Source organism: Phaeocystidibacter luteus, assembly GCF_008933115.1.
GTDB classification, from domain to species: Bacteria; Bacteroidota; Bacteroidia; order Flavobacteriales; family Schleiferiaceae; genus Phaeocystidibacter; species Phaeocystidibacter luteus.
In genome coordinates this window covers 17,572-36,837 of the sequence record NZ_WBVO01000011.1, presented here as the reverse complement: position 1 = coordinate 36,837, position 19,266 = coordinate 17,572, and the positions used below count along the sequence as shown (strand labels likewise).

General features: G+C 46.7%; 17 protein-coding genes. 11 read left to right on the top strand and 6 right to left on the bottom strand.

What is annotated here, in order from left to right; all coding sequences use genetic code 11:
• Nucleotides 1–117 precede the first annotated feature (117 nt).
• Nucleotides 118–2,925 (top strand): excinuclease ABC subunit UvrA, encoded by a 2,808-nt coding sequence (gene uvrA / locus F8C67_RS12155; protein WP_223277563.1) that lies wholly within the window; start codon nt 118–120, stop codon nt 2,923–2,925.
• 6 nt (nt 2,926–2,931) lie between these two features.
• Here the strand turns inward: uvrA and F8C67_RS12150 are convergent, their stop codons facing one another.
• Entirely contained in the window at nt 2,932–3,381 is a 450-nt protein-coding gene (locus tag F8C67_RS12150; protein WP_151668128.1) for a heme-binding domain-containing protein, read from the bottom strand.
• Nucleotides 3,382–3,482: 101 nt separating this feature from the next.
• On the opposite strand from F8C67_RS12150, the gene F8C67_RS12145 reads away from it, so the two are divergent.
• From F8C67_RS12145 to F8C67_RS12125, 4 genes are all read left to right on the top strand, one after another.
• Nucleotides 3,483–4,073 (top strand): sigma-70 family RNA polymerase sigma factor, encoded by a 591-nt coding sequence (locus F8C67_RS12145; RefSeq protein WP_170266451.1) that lies wholly within the window; start codon nt 3,483–3,485, stop codon nt 4,071–4,073.
• A gap of 313 nt (nt 4,074–4,386) precedes the next feature.
• The gene (locus F8C67_RS12135) at nt 4,387–4,767 is read left to right on the top strand and encodes an HvfA family oxazolone/thioamide-modified RiPP metallophore (protein ID WP_151668125.1); all 381 of its coding nucleotides are present in this window, start codon (nt 4,387–4,389) and stop codon (nt 4,765–4,767) included.
• 68 nt (nt 4,768–4,835) lie between these two features.
• On the top strand, nt 4,836–5,687 hold the full coding sequence (locus F8C67_RS12130) for an HvfB family MNIO-type RiPP peptide maturase (protein ID WP_151668124.1): 852 nt from the start codon (nt 4,836–4,838) through the stop codon (nt 5,685–5,687).
• On the top strand, nt 5,677–6,423 hold the full coding sequence (locus F8C67_RS12125) for an HvfC/BufC N-terminal domain-containing protein (RefSeq protein ID WP_151668123.1): 747 nt from the start codon (nt 5,677–5,679) through the stop codon (nt 6,421–6,423). The genes F8C67_RS12130 and F8C67_RS12125 overlap by 11 nt, the downstream gene beginning before the upstream one ends.
• 359 nt (nt 6,424–6,782) lie before the next feature.
• On the opposite strand, the gene F8C67_RS12120 is transcribed toward F8C67_RS12125, so the two are convergent.
• Complete coding sequence (locus F8C67_RS12120; RefSeq protein WP_151668122.1) at nt 6,783–7,571, bottom strand: TrmH family RNA methyltransferase; 789 nt, start codon at nt 7,569–7,571, stop codon at nt 6,783–6,785.
• 38 nt (nt 7,572–7,609) lie between these two features.
• Between F8C67_RS12120 and F8C67_RS12115 the strand changes: the two genes are divergently transcribed.
• The gene (locus tag F8C67_RS12115; RefSeq protein ID WP_151668121.1) at nt 7,610–7,972 is read left to right on the top strand and encodes a translation initiation factor; all 363 of its coding nucleotides are present in this window, start codon (nt 7,610–7,612) and stop codon (nt 7,970–7,972) included.
• Here the strand turns inward: F8C67_RS12115 and bshA are convergent.
• The 3 genes from bshA to F8C67_RS12100 are packed head-to-tail and all read right to left on the bottom strand — an operon-like array spanning nt 7,969 to nt 12,667.
• The gene (bshA, locus tag F8C67_RS12110) at nt 7,969–9,105 is read right to left on the bottom strand and encodes an N-acetyl-alpha-D-glucosaminyl L-malate synthase BshA (protein WP_151668120.1); all 1,137 of its coding nucleotides are present in this window, start codon (nt 9,103–9,105) and stop codon (nt 7,969–7,971) included. The genes F8C67_RS12115 and bshA overlap by 4 nt on opposite strands.
• On the bottom strand, nt 9,102–9,794 hold the full coding sequence (locus F8C67_RS12105; protein WP_151668119.1) for a toxin-antitoxin system YwqK family antitoxin: 693 nt from the start codon (nt 9,792–9,794) through the stop codon (nt 9,102–9,104). Before F8C67_RS12105 ends, bshA begins: the two co-directional genes overlap by 4 nt.
• On the bottom strand, nt 9,791–12,667 hold the full coding sequence (locus F8C67_RS12100; RefSeq protein ID WP_170266450.1) for a glycoside hydrolase family 3 N-terminal domain-containing protein: 2,877 nt from the start codon (nt 12,665–12,667) through the stop codon (nt 9,791–9,793). Before F8C67_RS12100 ends, F8C67_RS12105 begins: the two co-directional genes overlap by 4 nt.
• Nucleotides 12,668–12,813: 146 nt before the next feature.
• On the opposite strand from F8C67_RS12100, the gene F8C67_RS12095 reads away from it, so the two are divergent.
• Genes F8C67_RS12095 through F8C67_RS12075 form a run of 5 tightly spaced genes read left to right on the top strand, consistent with a single transcriptional unit; the run spans nt 12,814 to nt 17,592 of the window.
• Complete coding sequence (locus tag F8C67_RS12095) at nt 12,814–13,125, top strand: hypothetical protein (protein WP_151668117.1); 312 nt, start codon at nt 12,814–12,816, stop codon at nt 13,123–13,125.
• Between the two features lie 10 nt (nt 13,126–13,135).
• Nucleotides 13,136–14,962: a DNA mismatch repair endonuclease MutL gene (gene mutL, locus F8C67_RS12090; protein WP_151668116.1), complete on the top strand. Its 1,827-nt coding sequence runs from the start codon at nt 13,136–13,138 to the stop codon at nt 14,960–14,962.
• Nucleotides 14,959–15,618 carry a rhomboid family intramembrane serine protease gene (locus F8C67_RS12085; protein WP_151668115.1) on the top strand — a complete coding sequence of 220 codons (660 nt, stop codon included), beginning with the start codon at nt 14,959–14,961 and terminating at the stop codon, nt 15,616–15,618. The genes mutL and F8C67_RS12085 overlap by 4 nt, the downstream gene beginning before the upstream one ends.
• A 1-nt stretch (nt 15,619) precedes the next feature.
• On the top strand, nt 15,620–16,519 hold the full coding sequence (locus tag F8C67_RS12080) for a rhomboid family protein (RefSeq protein WP_151668114.1): 900 nt from the start codon (nt 15,620–15,622) through the stop codon (nt 16,517–16,519).
• A complete protein-coding gene (locus tag F8C67_RS12075) occupies nt 16,516–17,592 on the top strand; it encodes an endonuclease/exonuclease/phosphatase family protein (RefSeq protein ID WP_151668113.1) in 1,077 nt (358 codons plus the stop codon). Before F8C67_RS12080 ends, F8C67_RS12075 begins: the two co-directional genes overlap by 4 nt.
• Here F8C67_RS12075 and F8C67_RS12070 read toward each other — a convergent pair.
• On the bottom strand, nt 17,589–19,259 hold the full coding sequence (locus F8C67_RS12070) for an ABC transporter substrate-binding protein (RefSeq protein WP_223277562.1): 1,671 nt from the start codon (nt 19,257–19,259) through the stop codon (nt 17,589–17,591). The two genes, F8C67_RS12075 and F8C67_RS12070, sit on opposite strands and share 4 nt — an antisense overlap.
• Nucleotides 19,260–19,266: the final 7 nt, after the last annotated feature.

Sequence of the window (19,266 nt, the reverse complement as noted above, 5' to 3'; positions counted from 1 at the left end):
AATGTAACTGATTTATTTCTAACAATGCAAATGTGAAGTTTCCTACAAGGCCAATTTTCTTCAAAATGAGATGAACAAGATAGGCTCCTCAAGCATTAAATAGTACCTTTGCCAGTCATGGAAAAAACGATGCCAAACGTTGCCACTAAGCCTATTGAAACCGACGAAAATATCGTCATTCTCGGCGCTAGAGTTCACAACCTGAAGAACATAGACCTCACCATTCCCCGCAATAAGCTTGTGGTGATTACCGGTGTGTCTGGTAGTGGGAAATCCTCATTGGCATTCGACACGCTTTACGCCGAAGGCCAACGCCGATACGTAGAAAGTTTATCTTCTTATGCTCGACAATTTCTTGGTCGACTCAATAAACCAGAGGTAGATGACATCAAAGGGCTTGCTCCAGCCATCGCCATCGAGCAGAAAGTAATTTCCAGAAACCCGCGCTCAACCGTAGGTACAACTACCGAGATTTACGATTATCTCAAAGTCCTCTTTGCGCGAATCGGTAGAACCGTTTCGCCCGTTTCAGGCGAAGAAGTAAAACGACACAGCGTGGCCGATGTGCTCAAACATCTCCACGCCGGCGAAGCTGGCGAACGCCTCATGATCACCTCTCCAGTTCGTCCGAATGGTCGAACCGCCGTAGAAGCACTCAATGTATTCGTACAACAAGGCTTCTCCAGAATCTGGTGGGATAAGGAAGCACGTGAAATACCAGACCTTATCGAAGAACACGTGAAGGACTGGCCACTCGACGCAGAGCTGATTATCGACCGTGCCGTTGTGCGCCATGACGATGAAGACAATGATTCTCGGCTTGCCGACTCGATTCAAACGGCCTTCTTCGAAGGTCACGGCGTTTGCCACATCCATTGGGTCCAAAAAGACGTGGTCGAAGAGTTTAGCAACAAGTTTGAAGCGGACGGCATTCAATTCGAAGAGCCTTCACTTCACCTGTTCAGCTTTAATAATCCCTACGGGGCTTGCCCCAAGTGCGAAGGCTTCGGCAATGTAATCGGAATCGATGAAGATCTGGTCATCCCGAATCACGCGCTGAGCATATATGAAGACGCTGTTGCCGCTTGGAAAGGCGATTCAATGCAAGAATGGAAAGACGAACTCGTGCGAAATGCCAGCAAATTCGACTTCCCTATTCATCGAGCATACGGCGATCTAACCGATGAACAACGCGAGGAACTCTGGAACGGAAACAAGTACTTCCGTGGCATCAATAAGTTTTTCAAACACCTCGAAAGCAAGTCGTACAAGATTCAATACCGCGTGATGCTTTCTCGCTATCGCGGAAAAACGAAGTGTCCTGAATGTAACGGACGTCGACTTCGAAAGGACGCCGGCTACGTTCATGTAGACGGTAAGAACATCATGGAGCTCGTCGACCTGTCGATGGATAAACTTCATGCATGGTTCGAGAATGTGAACCTGACCGAGTTCGAACAAAAGGTGGCAAAGCGACTCCTCATCGAAATCACCAATCGCCTGCATTATTTGCGCGAAGTTGGGTTGGGGTACCTCACGCTAAACCGTCTCTCTTCTACCCTATCCGGTGGAGAATCTCAGCGCATCAACCTTGCCACAAGCATGGGAAGCAGCCTTGTGGGTTCCATGTATATATTAGATGAACCAAGTATCGGTCTGCATCCTCGCGATACCGACCGACTCGTAAAGGTGGTTCAAGACCTACGCGATTTAGGCAACACTGTTATCGTTGTTGAACACGACGAAGCATTCATGAAGGCCGCAGACTTTATCGTGGACATTGGTCCGGGTGCAGGAAGCTACGGAGGCGAGATTCAGTTTAATGGGTCGCTAGAAGAGCTGCTCAAATCCGATACACTTACGGCCAAATATCTCAACGGCACCAAGGAAATTGAGCTTCCAAAGGTTCGGAGAGAATCCAAATACAAAGTGGTCGTCGAAGGTGCTCGCGAGAACAACCTAAAGAATATTGATATCGAGTTCCCACTGCACACCTTTACGGTAGTGACAGGCGTTAGTGGCTCCGGTAAATCAACGCTCATCAGAAGAATTCTCTACCCTATGCTTCAAAAGCAGTTGGGAGGGTATGGCGAGAAAGCTGGAAAACACAAGAATGTTGAAGGCGATATCAGCCGAATCTCCGGGGTTGAATTCGTGGATCAAAATCCGATCGGAAAATCGAGCCGAAGCAATCCTGTAACCTACCTGAAGGCGTACGATGAGATTCGAAATCTCTACGCTTCACAGAAGCTTTCGCAATTGAGCAACTTGAAGGCGAAGCATTTCTCCTTTAATACCGACGGTGGCAGATGTGATGTCTGCAAAGGCGAAGGTGAAGTGACCATCGAAATGCAGTTCATGGCCGATGTTCACCTGAAGTGTGAGCAATGCGACGGAAAGCGTTTCAAGGATGAAGTTCTAGAGGTTCAGTTCGAAGGAAAGAACATCTTTGATATTCTAGAACTTACTGTAGATGATGCGATCGCCTTCTTCGAAGAACACGGTCAGAAAAAAATCGTGAATCGACTGAAGCCATTGCAAGAAGTTGGGTTGGGATACGTGCACCTCGGACAATCATCCAGCACATTATCTGGCGGTGAGGCGCAACGTGTTAAACTAGCTAGCTTCCTAGTAATAGGACAAAGCGAGGGTAAGAAGCTCTTTATTTTTGACGAGCCAACTACTGGATTGCACTTTGAAGACATTCACAAGCTTCTGAATTCGTTCTATGCCCTTATTGAAAAAGGACATAGCATCTTGGTCATCGAACACAATCCAGATGTGATAAAGTGTGCAGATTGGTTGATTGACCTCGGGCCGGAAGGCGGTGAAAATGGAGGAAACCTCCTCTATTGTGGAAAGCCGGAAGGCATCTTAGAGTTGAAAGACAATTCAACGGCAGATGCCATTCGCGACAAAATGTAATTCGATTTACTGCTGAAGTTCTGCGAACTTAGCCATGAGCATTTCCAATTGCTCCTCGGTTAGGTCAGCCTCGCTGTGAAGCGCAACGTAACCCGCCATTGGCATTTCGCCTTCTACAATTTCTTCTACACACTCTTCGAGCTTGTGATTTGCACGTTCAGCCGAATAAGTACCCCAAACTGAGAAGTTCAAGTGCTCTCTTCCCTCTTCTACATGGTGGGCAACCACATAAGAGAAAGGCGCTACTGAGGAATACCAAGGCCAAGTTGTATTGTTAGAATGGCAGTCGTAACAAGCCGTTTTAAGAAGATGCCCTATTTCGCCGTCAATCGAGTTCATGGTGATAAAATCCTGGCTGGGATCAGACTCTGGATTCGTTTTATCAGGTTGGATGAACTGCATTATAACAAGGGCGATGAGCAGGCCTAGGAGGGTACCGCGTACTATTTTCTTCATGTTCTGTTTCATTTAAGAAGCTCAAATGTAAGATTCTTATTGCTTGCCCGTCGGCTGAAAATCCTACCTTTTCACCAATTATAACACAAATCAATTCTAACGTGAGCCCTTCAGAAAGAGCATCGCATTGGGTGGATGAGTACGGAGATTTACTCTTCCGGTTTGCATATCAGCGAACGAGCAGCCGGGAAACTGCGGAGGATCTCGTACAAGAAACCCTCTTGAGCGCATTTAAGTCGTTGGACACCTTTAAGGAGGAAGCGTCTGACAAGACATGGCTGATGCGCATTCTCAGAAATAAGATTATTGATTTCTACCGGAAGACCCGAACAAGGCAAAGTGAAGATGAAGCTTCTCAAAGAAAAGAAGTGAGTTTAGATGCCTTCTTCGATGAAACGGGTGGATGGATTCCCGACAAAAGACCCGAGCCTTGGTCAGAACGACCCGACGAAGTCGTGGAACGTGGTCAGCTTGGTGATGCACTCAATGGGTGCATTGACAACCTAAAGGGAAAAGGAGCTTCGGCTTTCAGGATGAAATATCTGGAAGATGAAGAATCTGAAGAAATCTGTAAGGTGCTGGATATCACCCCGTCGAACTACTGGGTTTTGATACACCGAGCAAAGCTACAGTTGAGAGACTGCCTCGATCAGTCTTATTTCAATGAGTTAAAAATGTTTGATGCCAAATAGAAGGTAAAATGTTCCACAAGATGTTCTATACATGCAAGGAAGCATCTGAGCTGTCGATTAAAAAGGAAGAAGGAAGAGCGAGTCTCGGTCAACGCCTACGTCTCTGGGTGCACATTCAAATGTGCGCTTTCTGCAAAACTTTCGCTTTACAAAACCAAAAGCTCACTAGCTACGTAGATGAGTTGAAGGGCAAGCGAGAAGTGAATGCTTCGAAAGAAGCCAAAAATCGCTGGAGGTCAGAATTGTCCTCTACCCAGAAAGATTAGGATGAACTAGAATCGTAATAACAATTAATCATTTTTAACACGCAGCTATGAAAAATCGCAACAAAACATCAAAGCTTATCGCAGGTGGAACTCTTCTCGCAGGAGGACTTCTTCTCAGCGGTACTATCAATGCCGAAAATGTATTCCAAGCCGAAGACCTCGGATCTGGATCTGAAATTCGTGCACAACTTCTTCACTCTGAACGTGCAGTTATCAACGGTCTAGAATTGACTTGTGGTGAGGCTGGAGAGCGTTCATCTGAAGAGGCTAAGTGCGGCGAAGGTTCATGCGGTGAAGCTTCTGAAGCTTCAACTGAAGAGAGAACTACAGAGCACAAGTGCGGTGAAGGATCGTGCGGCGAAGCTTCTGAATCATCAGAAGAGCGCACAACAGAGCACAAGTGTGGCGAAGGTTCTTGCGGACTGTAAGAATCAACACTCACTCATAAAGTAAAGGTCGAGTTCGTCTCGACCTTCGCTTTCTTTCCCCTATCATTATGAATATCACCGAAGGAGCCATAGGAGTTGGATACCGTCGAGCTATGACCGACGCGTTACTGGATGGAACAGAAATCCGTCCCGACTTTGTTGAACTCGCTCCCGAAAATTGGATTGACGTTGGTGGAACCTGGAAAAAACGTCTGAACCAAGTTGCCGACAAATACCCCATCCTTTGTCACGGTTTATCCCTGAGCATCGGTAGTCCAGATGAATTGGACTACGATTTCATTGCCAAGCTTAAGGCGTTCTTAGATGAATACGACGTACCGCTCTATTCCGAACACCTCAGCTATAGCAAGTGCGACAACGCACATTTATACGACTTGCTTCCCATCCCGTTTCGGCAGGATGCGGTAGACCATATCGTGAACAGAATCCGAATCGTTCAAGACATGCTCGCACGACCTCTGGTTCTCGAAAATGTTTCCTATTACACACCCGTTGCCGCCGAAATGAGCGAAGTAGATTTCGTTTCGGCTATCGTAAAGGAGTCGGGATGCAAGCTTTTGCTTGATGTGAATAATGTGTATGTGAACGCTTTCAATCACAATTACGACCCAAAGGCATATATCGACGGACTTCCACTCGATTCTGTTGCCTACATGCACATGGCCGGTCATCATAAAGTGCAACCAGATCTGATCATCGATACACATGGAGCGCCGATTATAGATCCGGTTTACGAGCTTTTTGAATACGCGACCGAGCGTACTAAACCCGTTCCCGTATTACTCGAGCGTGATTTCAACCTTCCCGAGATGGCCGAATTGAATGGCGAGCTCAACCGATTGAGAGACATTGCTGCCTCACAATGGGTTAATTCTTCAAGCTCATCTCATGCTTCGTAAGTCAACCATAGAAGCACAAAGCGCACTCTCTACCTATTGCAGAAATGGGATTGAAACGGAATTGGAAGGTGCCAAACTTGACAGACTTCCGCATTATAGGAGACTCGTATACAACGTGGTTGTGAACGCTCTGAACACGGCTTACCCGATTACCCAGAAATACGTCACCGAAGGCTGGGAAGATCTTCAACACCGGTTCTTTTCTTCGCATTACTGTCAGCATCCGCAAATCTGGCGAATGCCGGAAGAGCTGATTGCCTATGTTGCCGAAAATGAAGCGGAGCTTATCGCGAAGTACCCAGCACTTATAGACCTGCTTCGTTTTGAATGGCAAGAGGTTTTCCTCTTCATGATGCCAGATTTGGAGCTTCCAAAGCATGGTGATGCAGCACCCAATCTAGGGGATAAAGTTGTGTTGGAACCAGAAATGCAACTGCTGATCCTCACTTATCCGGTACACAAAACGCATCCGTCTAAACTGATTGATGCCCAGCCAGGTCAATATGCTTCCCTAGCATGGCGAGAAAGAGAAACAGGCAAAGTTCAGTTTATGGACATATCCATATTCTACGCACTTTTCTTGGAAGTGATTTCCAGTGAGGAACTTTCCGTTCAACAGGCTGGCGCAAAAGCAGCGCTACATTTGGGTCTATCGAACGACGAAAGCTGGTCGAGCAACCTCCAACACTTCGTCAATAAGCTCCAAGAGAAGCGACTTATCTTCAAGTCGGAATAATAGGTGCTGATCTTCCACTTCGCCTTTACACTCTATGGGTTGTAAAATTTGGTCCAAGTGAGCTTGGATGGATATCTACGTGGTGTAAAGAACTTTAAGCTAAAGATTTACAGACACTTGAGAAAGTGCCCAGATTTACACGTTCAACCCAAAATAAACGCCGAAAACACGAAAGTGAAATAAATTTAACATTCGGAGAAAAAATTGATATTGACACAACATTGTGTAGGAATTCCATATATATTTGCCTCATCTAATGCCTGGGGTCCTACCCAGGTAGCTTAGGTTTATTGGTTTGGTGTGAGGCCCGGGGAATACCCGGGTCTTTCATTTTATACCCCTACCAAACTCGTAAACAGCTACGAGCGCTGGCGCTTCGCCTCAAAAAGCATGATGGCAGCAGCCACGCTCACATTGAGCGAATCGACTACTCCGCCCATTGGTATTAAGATGCGATCATCAGCATTCTCCAGCCAAATGTCGGTTACCCCTGTGTCCTCTGCCCCCATTACGATTGCCGCTGATCCCGACATATCCGTTTGATAATGTGGCGTTGAACCTTCTAGGGTAGTTACAACCTTGCGTATACCTTTCTCTGATAGATATTCCACGATTTCCTGAGAAGGTGCCGACACCATATCAACGTCAAAAAAACCGCCCAAGCTGTTGCGCACAACTTGAGGGTGAAAAGCATCTACGACAGTATCCGCTAGTAACACTGCATCCACTTCGGCTGCACTCGCACTTCGAAGAATAGCACCGAGATTGCCGGGCTTTTCAATGGCTTCGAGGACTAAGACCAAGGCGTTGTCTGGAAGCACTAAGTCAACCAGATCCTGAGTTTGCCGCTCGTAAATCCCTACGACGTTGGGTATACCTTTGCGAACGGCGATTTTGTCGAAAGCCTCATCTCCACAAGCGTGAACCAAAGCCTCTGTTCTTCCCATTTCCACCTTGAATTCCAGTTCGGTCATTCTCGATTCTGGAAAAAACAGCCATTGCGCCGAATATCCTGAATCTAGCGCTCGGGCATTCTCTCTAATTCCCTCAACCACAAATACATTGTCGCGCTTGCGGTCGCGAGCTTTTTCAATGTAATTCAACACCTGCTTGATGGTGGGATTCTTTGCGCTATCGATGTGCTTCATGGCCTGCAAGTTCGCTAATCTTCATTTACCTTCGCATTATGGCAAAGAGAAGTAAGAAGAATTCATCTGACGACGGTTTTGTGTATAGCACAAACCCCAATGCGACTTTTGGCGATTTGTTCGCTGGTTTAAAGGGTGATATGGACGACACCTCAAACTCGGACATCACACTTGAGGTTCACATTTCGAAGAAAGGTAGAGCTGGAAAAGTAGCTACCCTTGTGGTTGGACATCCTGGTTCCGACAATGAATTGAAGGACCTCGCCAAAGAACTCAGAAGTCATTGTGGAGTTGGTGGAAGTGTGAAAGACGGTGAAATTCTTCTACAAGGAGAAGTGCGCAACAAAGTGATGGATTACCTCCAGGAAAAAGGATTCAACACGAAACGCGTCGGCGGTTAAATCGGATTCTTGATTCCCTCTAGCGCACGCTCATATGCGCCTTCGTAAAGCGGTAGAATTCTATCCATGCTAAACTCTTGAGCTCTTGCGAATGCGTTCTTCTTGAATTCCGCATGCAGCTTTTCATCGCTCAATAGTTTCACGGACATCTTGGCCATCTTCTTTACATCGCCCACATTCACCGTGTAACCTGTTTTGCCATTGATGTTCACTTCTGGCAATCCCCCAGCATTTGAGCTGATCACGGGAACTTTAGCAGCCATTGCCTCAAGTGCAGCCAAACCGAAACTCTCCGTTTCCGATGGAAGCAAGAACAAATCACTCATGCAGAGGATGCGTTCGACTTCATTCGTCTTCCCGAGAAATACCACATCCTCGGCAACGCCTCTTTCTTTAGCAAGCTCCTCGGCACGTTCGCGCTCTGGACCATCCCCAATCATGATGAGGCGCGAATTCACCTCCTGACGCACAAGTGCGAAGGCCTCAACGATATCCATGATGCGCTTCACTTTCCTAAAGTTGGAAACGTGTGTTATCATTTTCTGCCCGGGATGCAGCAAACCAGCCGGACTACAGTTCTTCTCGCCTTCGTATAGACTGAGGTCGATAAAGTTTGGAATAACTTCAATATCCTTTCGAACTACAAAGAACTTCACGGTCTCGCGTTTCAAATCTTCCGAAACCGATGTGACGATGTCGCTGTGGTTAATGGAAAAAGTTACCGCTGGCTTATACGATGGGTTTCGTCCAACGAGCGTAATATCCGTTCCGTGCAACGTGGTTACCACAGGAATATGAAGACCTTTATCTGCCAAAATCTGCTTTGCCATGTAGGCCGCATAGGCGTGCGGAATAGCGTAGTGTACGTGTAGGAGTTCAATCCCTTCGTTGAGCACGGTGTCTACCATTTTAGAAGACAGCGCAAGCTCATATGGTTGATACTGAAACAGCGGATAGTCGTGAACGTTTACCTCGTGGTAGTAGATGTTTTCCTCGAGAATATCGAGACGAACGGGCTGGTTGTATGTGATGAAGTGAACCTTGTGCCCTTTTCTGGCTAGGTAGGTTCCCAATTCCGTTGCTACTACCCCAGATCCACCAAACGTGGGATAACAAACGATTCCTATGGTCATTCTTCTTTGTCTTTGTATTGGTGAGTTCGGATTTCGTCTCCGTTCTCATCGTAGTATCTCCACAAGCCTACTTGGTCTCCGTGTTCATACTCACCAACCGCTTTCTGGTTTCCGTTTTCGTGCCATTCGTAATGATAGCCGTGACGTTCTCCATCCACGTATTCTGTATGAATCTTACGCTTTCCACTCAAGTAGTAATACTCAGTCGTACCCACTACCACACCTTGACGATACGGGAACATAACACTTACAACGCCTTCGGGATAATACCACATCGAAGGTCCGTCTTTAATTCCGTTACTCCATGTGGTTTTGGACTTTAACCGCTCACCATTGGTGTAGTACTCCTTTTCTTCGCCGTCTTTAACCCCATCGATGTAATAAAGTTCTCGCTCAAGCGTGCCCGAATTGGAATAGTACCGCTGGTAACCGTGGAGCTCACCTCCGGAATAATGCTCTTGAAATCGAATGGCGCCTTTACGCGAATATTGAATATGTATCCCGTGCTGAAGGTCATTCACATATTGGGTAATGGATTTCACAGCACCGTCATCAAAATAAGATATCCACGTACCCTGCTTAAGTCCGGCGTCATCAAACACCTCAACATCCTGCGGAAGGAGGGTTGAATCTATTTGGGCCGATGCCAAAGTTGAAAGCAATACGAGTAAAGTGGCGAAGTATCTCATTGTTCTAAACTGTCATAGATGATTTCTTGAATATTCGTGCGAATATCCATGCTGATGAGCTTGCGGTTTTCAGCACTTGGGTAGACTCGATTACTAAGGAAGATATACACGAGCTCTTCGTCAGGGTCAACCCAAGCTATGGTACCTGTAAACCCGGTGTGTCCAAAACTGTTCGGACTAGCACAATCGCAAGCGGGACCTGCACCTTCGAGTTGTGGTTTATCAAATCCGATACCCCTTCTATTCTCATTGATGCAATACGGGCAACGTGTGAATTGTCGGATGGTCTCTTCCCTAAAAAATCGAACGCCTCCATATTCGCCGCGATTCAGATACATCTGCATGAGTTTCGCCAGGTCGTTCGCATTCGAAAACACACCTGCATGCCCCCCTACTCCTCCAAGCATTGCTGCTCCTTGGTCGTGCACGTCTCCCTCTACGAGTTGGTAGCGGAAGTACTGATCTCTTTCGGTCGGGATAATCATATCTATGTCAAAATGATTCCTTGGCAGATATCCCATGCTCCATGCTCCCAATTTCGAGTAGAGGTATTCGTCAACTAGTTCTTCAAGTGGCGCCTTATAGGTTTGTTCAACAATGCGCTTCATAAAATAGTACCCAAGGTCTGAGTACTTGTAATCTCCGGCTTTCGTCAATGGAGATTCTAGGATGGCTGCATACATCGTGTCTTCGTACGAATCCATGATATAAAGATCCTCTGCCACTCTCCTTGTAAAGCCCTCCTCCGGACTCTTTCGGTAGTACTTTTCATTGGGCTTTCCTACGTCAAGCGTTTTCACGTAAAACGGAATCCATGGCTGCAATCCAGCTTGATGGGTAAGAATGTCGATTATCTTCAAATGTTCTTTATCAGTGCCCACCGTTTCAGGGAGAAAGTCACCCAATTCATCGTCGAGGTCGAGTCGCCCTTCATCATACATACGCATGACCATGGGTAAAGAGGCCGAAATTTTTGTGATTGATGCAATGTCGTAAAGCTCATTGTTCTGAACCATGGTTCTTGCCTCATAGGTTGGTCTGCCATATGATTTGTGCATGACCACCACACCTCTTCGGGCCACAAGCACCTGTGCTCCTGGAGTCGCTTTGGCCTCTATGGCACGTTGTACCTCGGCATCAATTCGAGCCATGAAGGCCGGGTCCATGTCCACCTCTTCGGGATGTCCGTATCTGAGTCGGTGTAAATCAATCGTTGGAATACCATGTCCACCTGGAAGTAAGGACCCAATGGTCACGGGCAGTGTTCCCCTTGCTTCTTGTGCTCCAAAAATGATTTGGGCCGCAGCCTGTGCCGCCTCTGGTGTATTCTGATATGCTTGAAGTACAGCTTCGATTTTGTCTATGTCGCCAGCCGACCTGAGTCCATAAGGATTTGCGAAGTGAACGAAAATCACTTTGTTCTGAAGCAAAAGTCTTTGCAAAAACTGGACTTCTGCATCGTTCATTTTGAATCTTCGCCAAGGGTTGGTGTCGTCCGTAAAATAACCGAGAATCACCAAATCGCTCTTGGCTGCGCTTCTCAAGATGTCTGTGGCGTTGTTACCCGTAAAATCAAGCGACACTACATCCGTGTAAAGTTCTACTGCGGTTTCGAGGTTGTCGTTCAGTCGGCTTCCCATATTGATCACCGTGTAGGTTTCCCCTTCGGCAACTGTAAGCGGAAGGAGTCGGTCCTGATTCGTCACTACAGTAACCGCGTTGTCGAAAATTTGAGTTCTCAGCACGTCAGTGCTACGATCGTTCAAATCGGCAACAAGACCAGCGATTTCAATCGGCTTGTACTCGCTCAAACCAGCTCCGTGCTTGGCCATCAATATTCGCCTCACATGAACGTCAATCTCCGCTTCAGTAAGCTCACCGAGGGCGATGGCTTCAACAATTTTCACCACAGCGGCTGGAACATCTTCCGCGAAGAGCAGTACGTCGTTTCCAGCTTTCAGTGCGCGCAGATCAACTTCTCCAGGAGGATACAGGCTACTGACACCACGCATGTTTAGGGCATCGGTAAACGACAAGCCCTCAAAATTCAACTCCTTTCTAAGTAAACTATCAATCACAATGCTTGAAAGCGAAGTTGGCGTACCCGATTTATCAAGTGAGGGAACATTGAGGTGAGCGACCATCACACTCGCAAGGCCGTGCTCCATCGTTCTTCGGTAAGGCTCCCACTCTACCTCACTCATTCGCACGTAGCTCTGATTGACGGTTGGTAGTGTATGATGTGAATCCTGATCGGTATCACCATGTCCAGGGAAGTGTTTGCCACAAGCTAAAACACCTTGATCTTGCATGCCCATCATGTATCCGATACCCATTTTGGTAACGCGCTCCACATCTTCCCCAAATGCACGCACCCCGACAATCGGATTATCTGGATTAGTGTTGATATCGAGTACCGGCCCAAAGTTGAAGTGAACCCCCAAACGCTTGCAATGTCTGCCAATGGTACTTCCGTAACGGTATGCCAACGCCGAATCATTCGTGGCTCCAAGTGTCATAGGCCATGGAAGTTTAGCTACACTATCCAGACGCATAGCTAGGTCCCACTCTGCATCCATCCCAATCATCAGGGGTGTTTTCGCCGCAGCTTGAAGTCGGTTGGTCATTCGAGCTTGACGAACGGGTCCGCCCTGAAAAAAAATCAAGCCACCAATGTGATAATCTTCAATGAGTGACTTTAATTCGCGCTCATGTTGGCGACCTTTATTCGAATAGGCTGCAACCATGAAAAGTTGACCAATCTTTTCATTGAGCGTCATGTTTGTCAGGGTACTGTCAGCCCACTCTGCCGCTTCGTCATTTTGATAGAACGGTTGCGAATGGAGGAACGCTGGTAGCAGTAAAGCACTCATTAAGAGCGCAAATGATGTCTTCAACGGGGGAAATTGCATGTCTGTTACGTGTATCTAATCTCAATAATACGACATGAACGTAGTAGCAACAAGATTCATACCGTTGGATGGCGTAGTTTTTGACCAGTATTTGGTAAATTGAGTTCATGGGATTCTTAATCAGAAATCAACGTCAACCTAAGAAGTTTGGTCTTGAGCATCGCATTTATGACGAGCGCAAGCATGCTATCAAGGTTAAGATGACGGCAGAAAGTGATATCGAATTGTTGCAAACGGACAAGGATGCTTACCGTGCAAAGATGCGCGAGCGAATCGGTCGCTACTCGAACAGCAGCAAGTCGAGCATGAACAAAAATTTCCGAATTATTCGTCTATTCACCGTCCTAACCGTTGGCCTTGCCATCGTTGCGGCTTTCTACTACCTGTTGGGCATTTTGCCTGCAATGTTGGAGAATTAAGAAACACTAGATGCCCGATATAATTTCACTTCTGCCCGACCACGTAGCCAACCAAATCGCTGCGGGAGAAGTTGTACAACGCCCCTCATCAGTTGTAAAAGAATTACTAGAAAATGCGGTAGACGCCGGTAGTACCGACATTCACCTTATCGTTCAAGATGCGGGTAAAACGCTTATCCAAGTGGTGGATAACGGAAAGGGAATGACCTACGGCGATGCCCGACTCGCTTTTGAGCGCCACGCCACGAGTAAGATTAAACTGGCCGACGATCTTTTCAACCTTCACACTATGGGGTTTCGCGGTGAAGCCCTCGCTTCTATCGCAGCCGTTGCACAGGTTGAAATGAAAACTCGTCCGCATACAGATGAAGTCGGAACCATACTCCGCATAGAAGGTAGCAAAGTGGTTGAGCAAAAAGCTTGTCAAACCGCCGCCGGAACAAGCATTAGCGTCAAGAACCTCTTCTTCAACATTCCTGCACGTAGGCAGTTTTTGAAGAGCGACAATGTGGAAAACCGTCACATTATCGACGCATTTGAACACGTTGCGTTGGCCTATCCAAACGTCGCCTTCCGCTTTACTCAAAACGACACCGAAATCTTCCATTTACCGAGTGGTAACTTCCGACAACGAATTACCTCCGTGTTTGGAAAAAAATACAACGAACGCCTCGTTCCCGTTGAAGAAACAACCGACGTAGTAAAACTCGAAGGCTTTGTTTTGAAGCCCGAGTTCGCCAGGAAAACACGCGGTGAACAGTTCTTCTTCGTGAATGATCGATTCATCAAAAACGGATATTTACATCATGCTGTAAGTCACGCTTTCGAGCATCTCATCAAGGGAGAAGAGTATCCTTCGTACTTCCTGTACATGCAGATTGATCCGAAGCGCATAGATGTGAACATTCACCCTACGAAGACCGAAATCAAATTCGATGATGAAAAGGCCATCTACGCCATCATTCGCTCAGCTGTAAAGCACTCGCTAGGGCAATTTAATGTGGCGCCGAGTCTAGATTTTGATTCGAATGTATCGGACATGCCGATTCCGGACAAGTCACGCCCAATCGTACCTCCAGCCATTCAGGTGGATCCAAACTTCAATCCATTTACTTCTGATTCAGACGGAGGCTCTAAAGCATCACCATCTCACGCACGGAGGTCGTTTGAAAAATCAAGAGTGCCTGAGAACTGGAAGGACCTCTACACTTCGGAGGAAAGTCAACCTGCTGGCGACATGCAGATTGATGCGAATTGGGATGAACATGCGAGCACACAACAGGTTTGCTTCCAGCTCGACAACCGGTTTGTAATCACCAAGATCAAGAGTGCACTTGTGGCGATTCATCAGCAAAGAGCACATCGCCGTATTAAATACGAGCGCTTTGCAAAACTGTTGAAAGCGCATTCGGCACCCTCACAACAATTGCTATTCCCCATAAACGTTTACATGCCAGGTGGCGATTTAGCGCAGTTGAAGTCTGTGCACGACACACTTCATCGATTGGGTTTTGAAATTGAATACACGGGGCAACAAGCTGTCATTCAAGGAATTCCCATGGACATGGGCGAGGGCGATGTACAGCGTGTCTTAGAGCAGTTGGTTGAAGATGTTAAGAATGATGCGGATGTATTCAGAAACGACATCACACATGCACTAGCCAAGAGTTTGAGTTCGCATACGGGAATCAAACAAGGGCAATCGCTCTCTCCTGAAGAGATGCTTCACTTAATTAACGAACTTTTTGCCTGCGAGATGCCTTATACCGACATCTTCGGCAAACCCATCGTTGTGCAAATTGGCACGGACGATTTAGATAAAAGATTTAACGGATGAATTACAGACCGAGTGGTTTCAACTTCCTGCCTCCGGTAATCAAGAACTTGATTATCATCAACGTGCTATTTTTCGTAGCCACGTTTGCCCTAGGCAATTCCATGAATTACAACCTCGTGGAAATCCTTGGTTTACACTACTTCGAGAACCCGAGCTTTGGAGTGTGGCAGATCATCACGCATATGTTTATGCACAGCCCGGTTGGCTTTGGACATATTTTCCTAAACATGCTTGTTTTGTGGATGTTTGGGACGCGTCTAGAAAACCAATGGGGCTCCAAACGATTCTTGAATTTTTACTTGCTATGCGGCCTGGGTGCGGCAGCTCTCCACATGGGTGTCTTGTGGTATGAATTTAATTATGGTGCTACTGAAATGGTCAGAGCGGTTGCGTATCATACCAACGCTGTTGGAGCGTCAGGTGCCATTTACGGGATACTACTTGCTTACGGTATGACTTACCCAAATGAGCCCATTTATCTCTACTTCCTCTTCCCGATTCGCGCAAAGTACTTCGTTTCTATCATCGCGATAATCGAACTCTTTAACGGTGTAACAAACCCGGGAAGTACAGTTGCACACTTCGCGCACTTAGGCGGAATGCTCTTTGGATATTTCATTATTCGCTATTGGAGAAGACAACAATTCCGATACTAAAATGGCCTCGATTGTAGACAGCATAAAAACGGAGTTTGGAAGAGCTAACTGGCTAAACCGACTACTTTACATCAACGTTGGGGTATTCATACTAATCATGATAGCCCGGCTCGTTGTAGGGCTCATCATAGCGCCTCAAGATCCACTTTTAGCTATCAGGCCTTTCATTGCACTTCCAAGTGATCTGAGGGAATTTGCCATACATCCGTGGACCTTGTTCACGTACATGTTTGTGCATTTCGACTTCTTTCACATCCTCATGAACATGCTCATGCTCTACTTCCTAGGGCGCATCTTCATTGAGTTCTTGGGAGATAAGCGAATCCTACCCGTTTACATTTATGGCGGAATTGCAGGTGGACTTCTATTTGTATTGCTCTATAACATATCACCTGCATTTACGGTGAAAAACCCACTGATTGGAGCTTCGGCTGGTGTCATGGCCGTTGTGGTAGCCATTGCTACCAAGGTTCCTCAATTACCAGTGCGACTCCTCTTCTTCGAAGTGAAACTTTGGATGGTTGCCGGTATCTTGGTTTTAATAGATCTGGCCAATTTTTGGGATGGTAATACGGGCGGCCACATTGCTCACCTAGGGGGTGTAGCCGTTGGATACTTCTACGTCAGGGCACTGGAAAACGGACGAGATTGGTCAAATGGATTCTGGAATTTAATCCGACGTGTTTCCGGAATTTTCGAAAGGAAGCCAAAGCTGAGAACCGTTCACAAAAAGTCATACGACAAGAGAGAATCGAGAAGATCAACCGCGAGCAGAGCAGCTCAATCTGGCGGAAACGACCAAAAACGAATGGATGAAATCCTTGACAAAATCAAGGATCATGGATACGACAAGCTCTCCAAAGAAGAAAAGGACTTCCTATTCCAATTCTCCAAAAAGTGACCAAGAAGAAGCGAAAGTGGAGCCGCCGACTCCTCATTTTTGTGCAACTGCCTTTGCTTGTTTCGTATATCGTTTCAGCATTGGCTTGTCATTTTAATCCAGCGTCTGCGCCACTGATGGGACTTGCTGGATTGGCCTTCCCCATACTTCTCATTGGTCAGTTGCTGTTCACAGGGTTCTGGTTCCTTAGAGGCCGCAGGTTCGCCTGGGTAAGTCTTGTCATTACCCTTATTGGCTGGCCTCACTTTGCCAATATCTATCAATGGAATGGGACTCCAGCAACTCAGGCAACGGGTGTCCGTGTAATGACCTACAACATTCATTATTGGTCACCTATGGATGCTGAAATAGACCTCGATTCGGCGCGCCAAGAGTTGTCTACTTTGATTCGAGATGTGAACCCGGACATCCTGTTTCTTCAAGAGAATAAGGACATACCACGATCTCGAAACCTCCCTTTCATGCACAAATTGCATGTGCCCGTCTACGAGAATTCAACCTATGGATATGCGATCTACAGCAAGTATCCTGTATTGCGTCATACGTTTCACACTTTTGAATCCCGTAGGGCTGGGTACCGCGGTTTGCTATCTGCAGACCTCCTGATTGGAACGGATACCATTCGTGCCATCAACGTTCATTTGGTGAATACCTCTTTGATTCCTGAAGACTATCAAACACTAGCGGCAAATGAATCACCGCTGAGTAGTGAGCAGATTGAAGAGGAAGGCAAGGACATCTTGAGAAAGCTTGGACGCTCATACCGCATTCGAGGGAATCAAGCTGAAGAATTGGCCCTCTACGTGGAACAATCTCCCTACCCTGTGATTCTTTGCGGAGACTTCAACGACACTCCAACATCGTTTGCCTATAAAAGAATCTCAGACTTGTTGAATGACGCTTTCGTAGCAATGGGCACCGGGTCTGGTGACACCTACAACAAGGTAAATGTCATTCCACTGCGGATCGACTACATCTTTACGAGTACCGAATTTAGTTGTGATGCCTTCTCTACTGTACCAGCCTTATGGAGTGACCATAAGCCGATCTATGCAGACTTTACACTGAACTAGTCTTTTCTCACCCTTTTAACTTCGAGCAAGTTCAATGCATTGGGTTCCAATCCGTGCACATTCTTGGGAATGAATCGAACAACCTCATCGTAAAACAGCGGAACAACAGGAGCTTCGCGAACAAGGATGCTATCCATTTTTGCAAAGGCCGCATCTCTATCATCCGGATTCGTTAAATACCTGGCCTCGTCATACAAGGCGTCGAAATCACTATTCGAAAAGAAGGTATAATTGGGTCCATTTGGGGTGAAATTGGGTCCGTAGAACAGCGACATATAATTCTCCGCATCGGGATAATCTGCTATCCAAGAAGCTCGAAAAAATTCAAGTGTACCCTTCGCTTTGCCCTCACGCATAGTTGGCGGAGGTAGAACCTCAACCTGCACAGGAATCCCAAGCTTGTTCCAACTTGCTTGTAGAAACTCGCAGATATCGAGATAATTCGAAGTCGTTGTCAAGTTAATCGAAGGCATTCCTCTTCCGTCTGGATATCCAGCGTTCAACAGGAGTTGTTTCGCACTATCCAGGTTTAACGTGTAGCCACCTGTAATATCCGGGTTATAGGCCGGGATCCCTCTTGGAATCATACCTCCGTCTGCAGGTCGACCTATCCCATTGCGCAAATAGCGCATCATTTTTGAGCGGTCAATTGATAAGTTGAGCGCAAGTCTAACCTCAGGTTGATGGAGTGGAGAGCTCTCTGATTGAGCGTGGATTGCCAGGTACTCTGTGTTGAGATAGGGTATGATTTGCAAGTTGAGCCGGTCGGCGTATTCCTCCTTCAATTGACCATCGCGTGTGAGCAGTTCATCCTTGTAACTCGCATCCAAACCAGACAGCATGTCCGTTTCTTCCTTGAGAAATTCCATGAAGGCCGCTTGTCGGTCAGTGATAAAATCAATGGCTATCGCTTCTAGGTGAGGTAGACGTTCCTCTCCTTCGAACTCAAAATAGTCGGGATTTCTGCGAAGCACAAGCTTCTCATCCGTGCTCCACATTTGAAACTTAAACGGACCTGTACCTATAGGACTCCGACCAAAGTTGCTACCTAAGACTTCAACAACTTCACGAGGAACAATGGAACAATACTTCATGCTCAGAATCCCCAGGAAAGGCGCGAACGGCTCATTTAGCACGATGATTAAGGAGTCGTCCGACAGTGCGTACAGCGTATCAACAACGCCCATGGTCCAGGCTCCCGGGGAGGCCGTTTTGGAATCTGACAGTCGATTGAGGCTGTAAACCACGTCGTTGGCCGTCACCTTACGGGTGTTCTCGGTAAGTGACTCATGTGGATGAAACAATACGTCATTTCTAAGCTTGAAGATGTAGGTCAAACCAGAATCTTGAATAGTCCATGATTCGGCAATACACGGCTCAATATTGAGCTCTGAATCCATCTGGGTTAGGCCATTGAAAACCTGATGAACAGCCCAAATGTTGGATTGCTCTCTGGCAAAGGCAGGGTCTAGTGAAGTAATACCATTCGGTTCATTGTACCTAAATACGGTATTGGAAGGTACTTCAGGTGCATTCGAGCAAGAGGCGAAAATCACGCTGAGGGTGATCAGAATTCCGAGTGGCTTCAACATCATTTCGCTAAAGTACACATCGGAAGAGGTATCTGGTAGGTTGGTTAGGTGGAAATCAATGTTGTACCTTTGCACCCGCAAT

Coding starts and splice junctions, on each gene's coding strand:
- uvrA (WP_223277563.1), top strand. CDS start 118: ATGGAAAAAACGATGCCAAACGTTGCCACTAAGCCTATTGAAACCGAC.
- F8C67_RS12150 (WP_151668128.1), bottom strand. CDS start 3,381: ATGAAGAAAATAGTACGCGGTACCCTCCTAGGCCTGCTCATCGCCCTT.
- F8C67_RS12135 (WP_151668125.1), top strand. CDS start 4,387: ATGAAAAATCGCAACAAAACATCAAAGCTTATCGCAGGTGGAACTCTT.
- F8C67_RS12130 (WP_151668124.1), top strand. CDS start 4,836: ATGAATATCACCGAAGGAGCCATAGGAGTTGGATACCGTCGAGCTATG.
- F8C67_RS12125 (WP_151668123.1), top strand. CDS start 5,677: ATGCTTCGTAAGTCAACCATAGAAGCACAAAGCGCACTCTCTACCTAT.
- F8C67_RS12120 (WP_151668122.1), bottom strand. CDS start 7,571: ATGAAGCACATCGATAGCGCAAAGAATCCCACCATCAAGCAGGTGTTG.
- F8C67_RS12115 (WP_151668121.1), top strand. CDS start 7,610: ATGGCAAAGAGAAGTAAGAAGAATTCATCTGACGACGGTTTTGTGTAT.
- bshA (WP_151668120.1), bottom strand. CDS start 9,105: ATGACCATAGGAATCGTTTGTTATCCCACGTTTGGTGGATCTGGGGTA.
- F8C67_RS12105 (WP_151668119.1), bottom strand. CDS start 9,794: ATGAGATACTTCGCCACTTTACTCGTATTGCTTTCAACTTTGGCATCG.
- F8C67_RS12100 (WP_170266450.1), bottom strand. CDS start 12,667: ATGAGTGCTTTACTGCTACCAGCGTTCCTCCATTCGCAACCGTTCTAT.
- F8C67_RS12095 (WP_151668117.1), top strand. CDS start 12,814: ATGGGATTCTTAATCAGAAATCAACGTCAACCTAAGAAGTTTGGTCTT.
- mutL (WP_151668116.1), top strand. CDS start 13,136: ATGCCCGATATAATTTCACTTCTGCCCGACCACGTAGCCAACCAAATC.
- F8C67_RS12085 (WP_151668115.1), top strand. CDS start 14,959: ATGAATTACAGACCGAGTGGTTTCAACTTCCTGCCTCCGGTAATCAAG.
- F8C67_RS12080 (WP_151668114.1), top strand. CDS start 15,620: ATGGCCTCGATTGTAGACAGCATAAAAACGGAGTTTGGAAGAGCTAAC.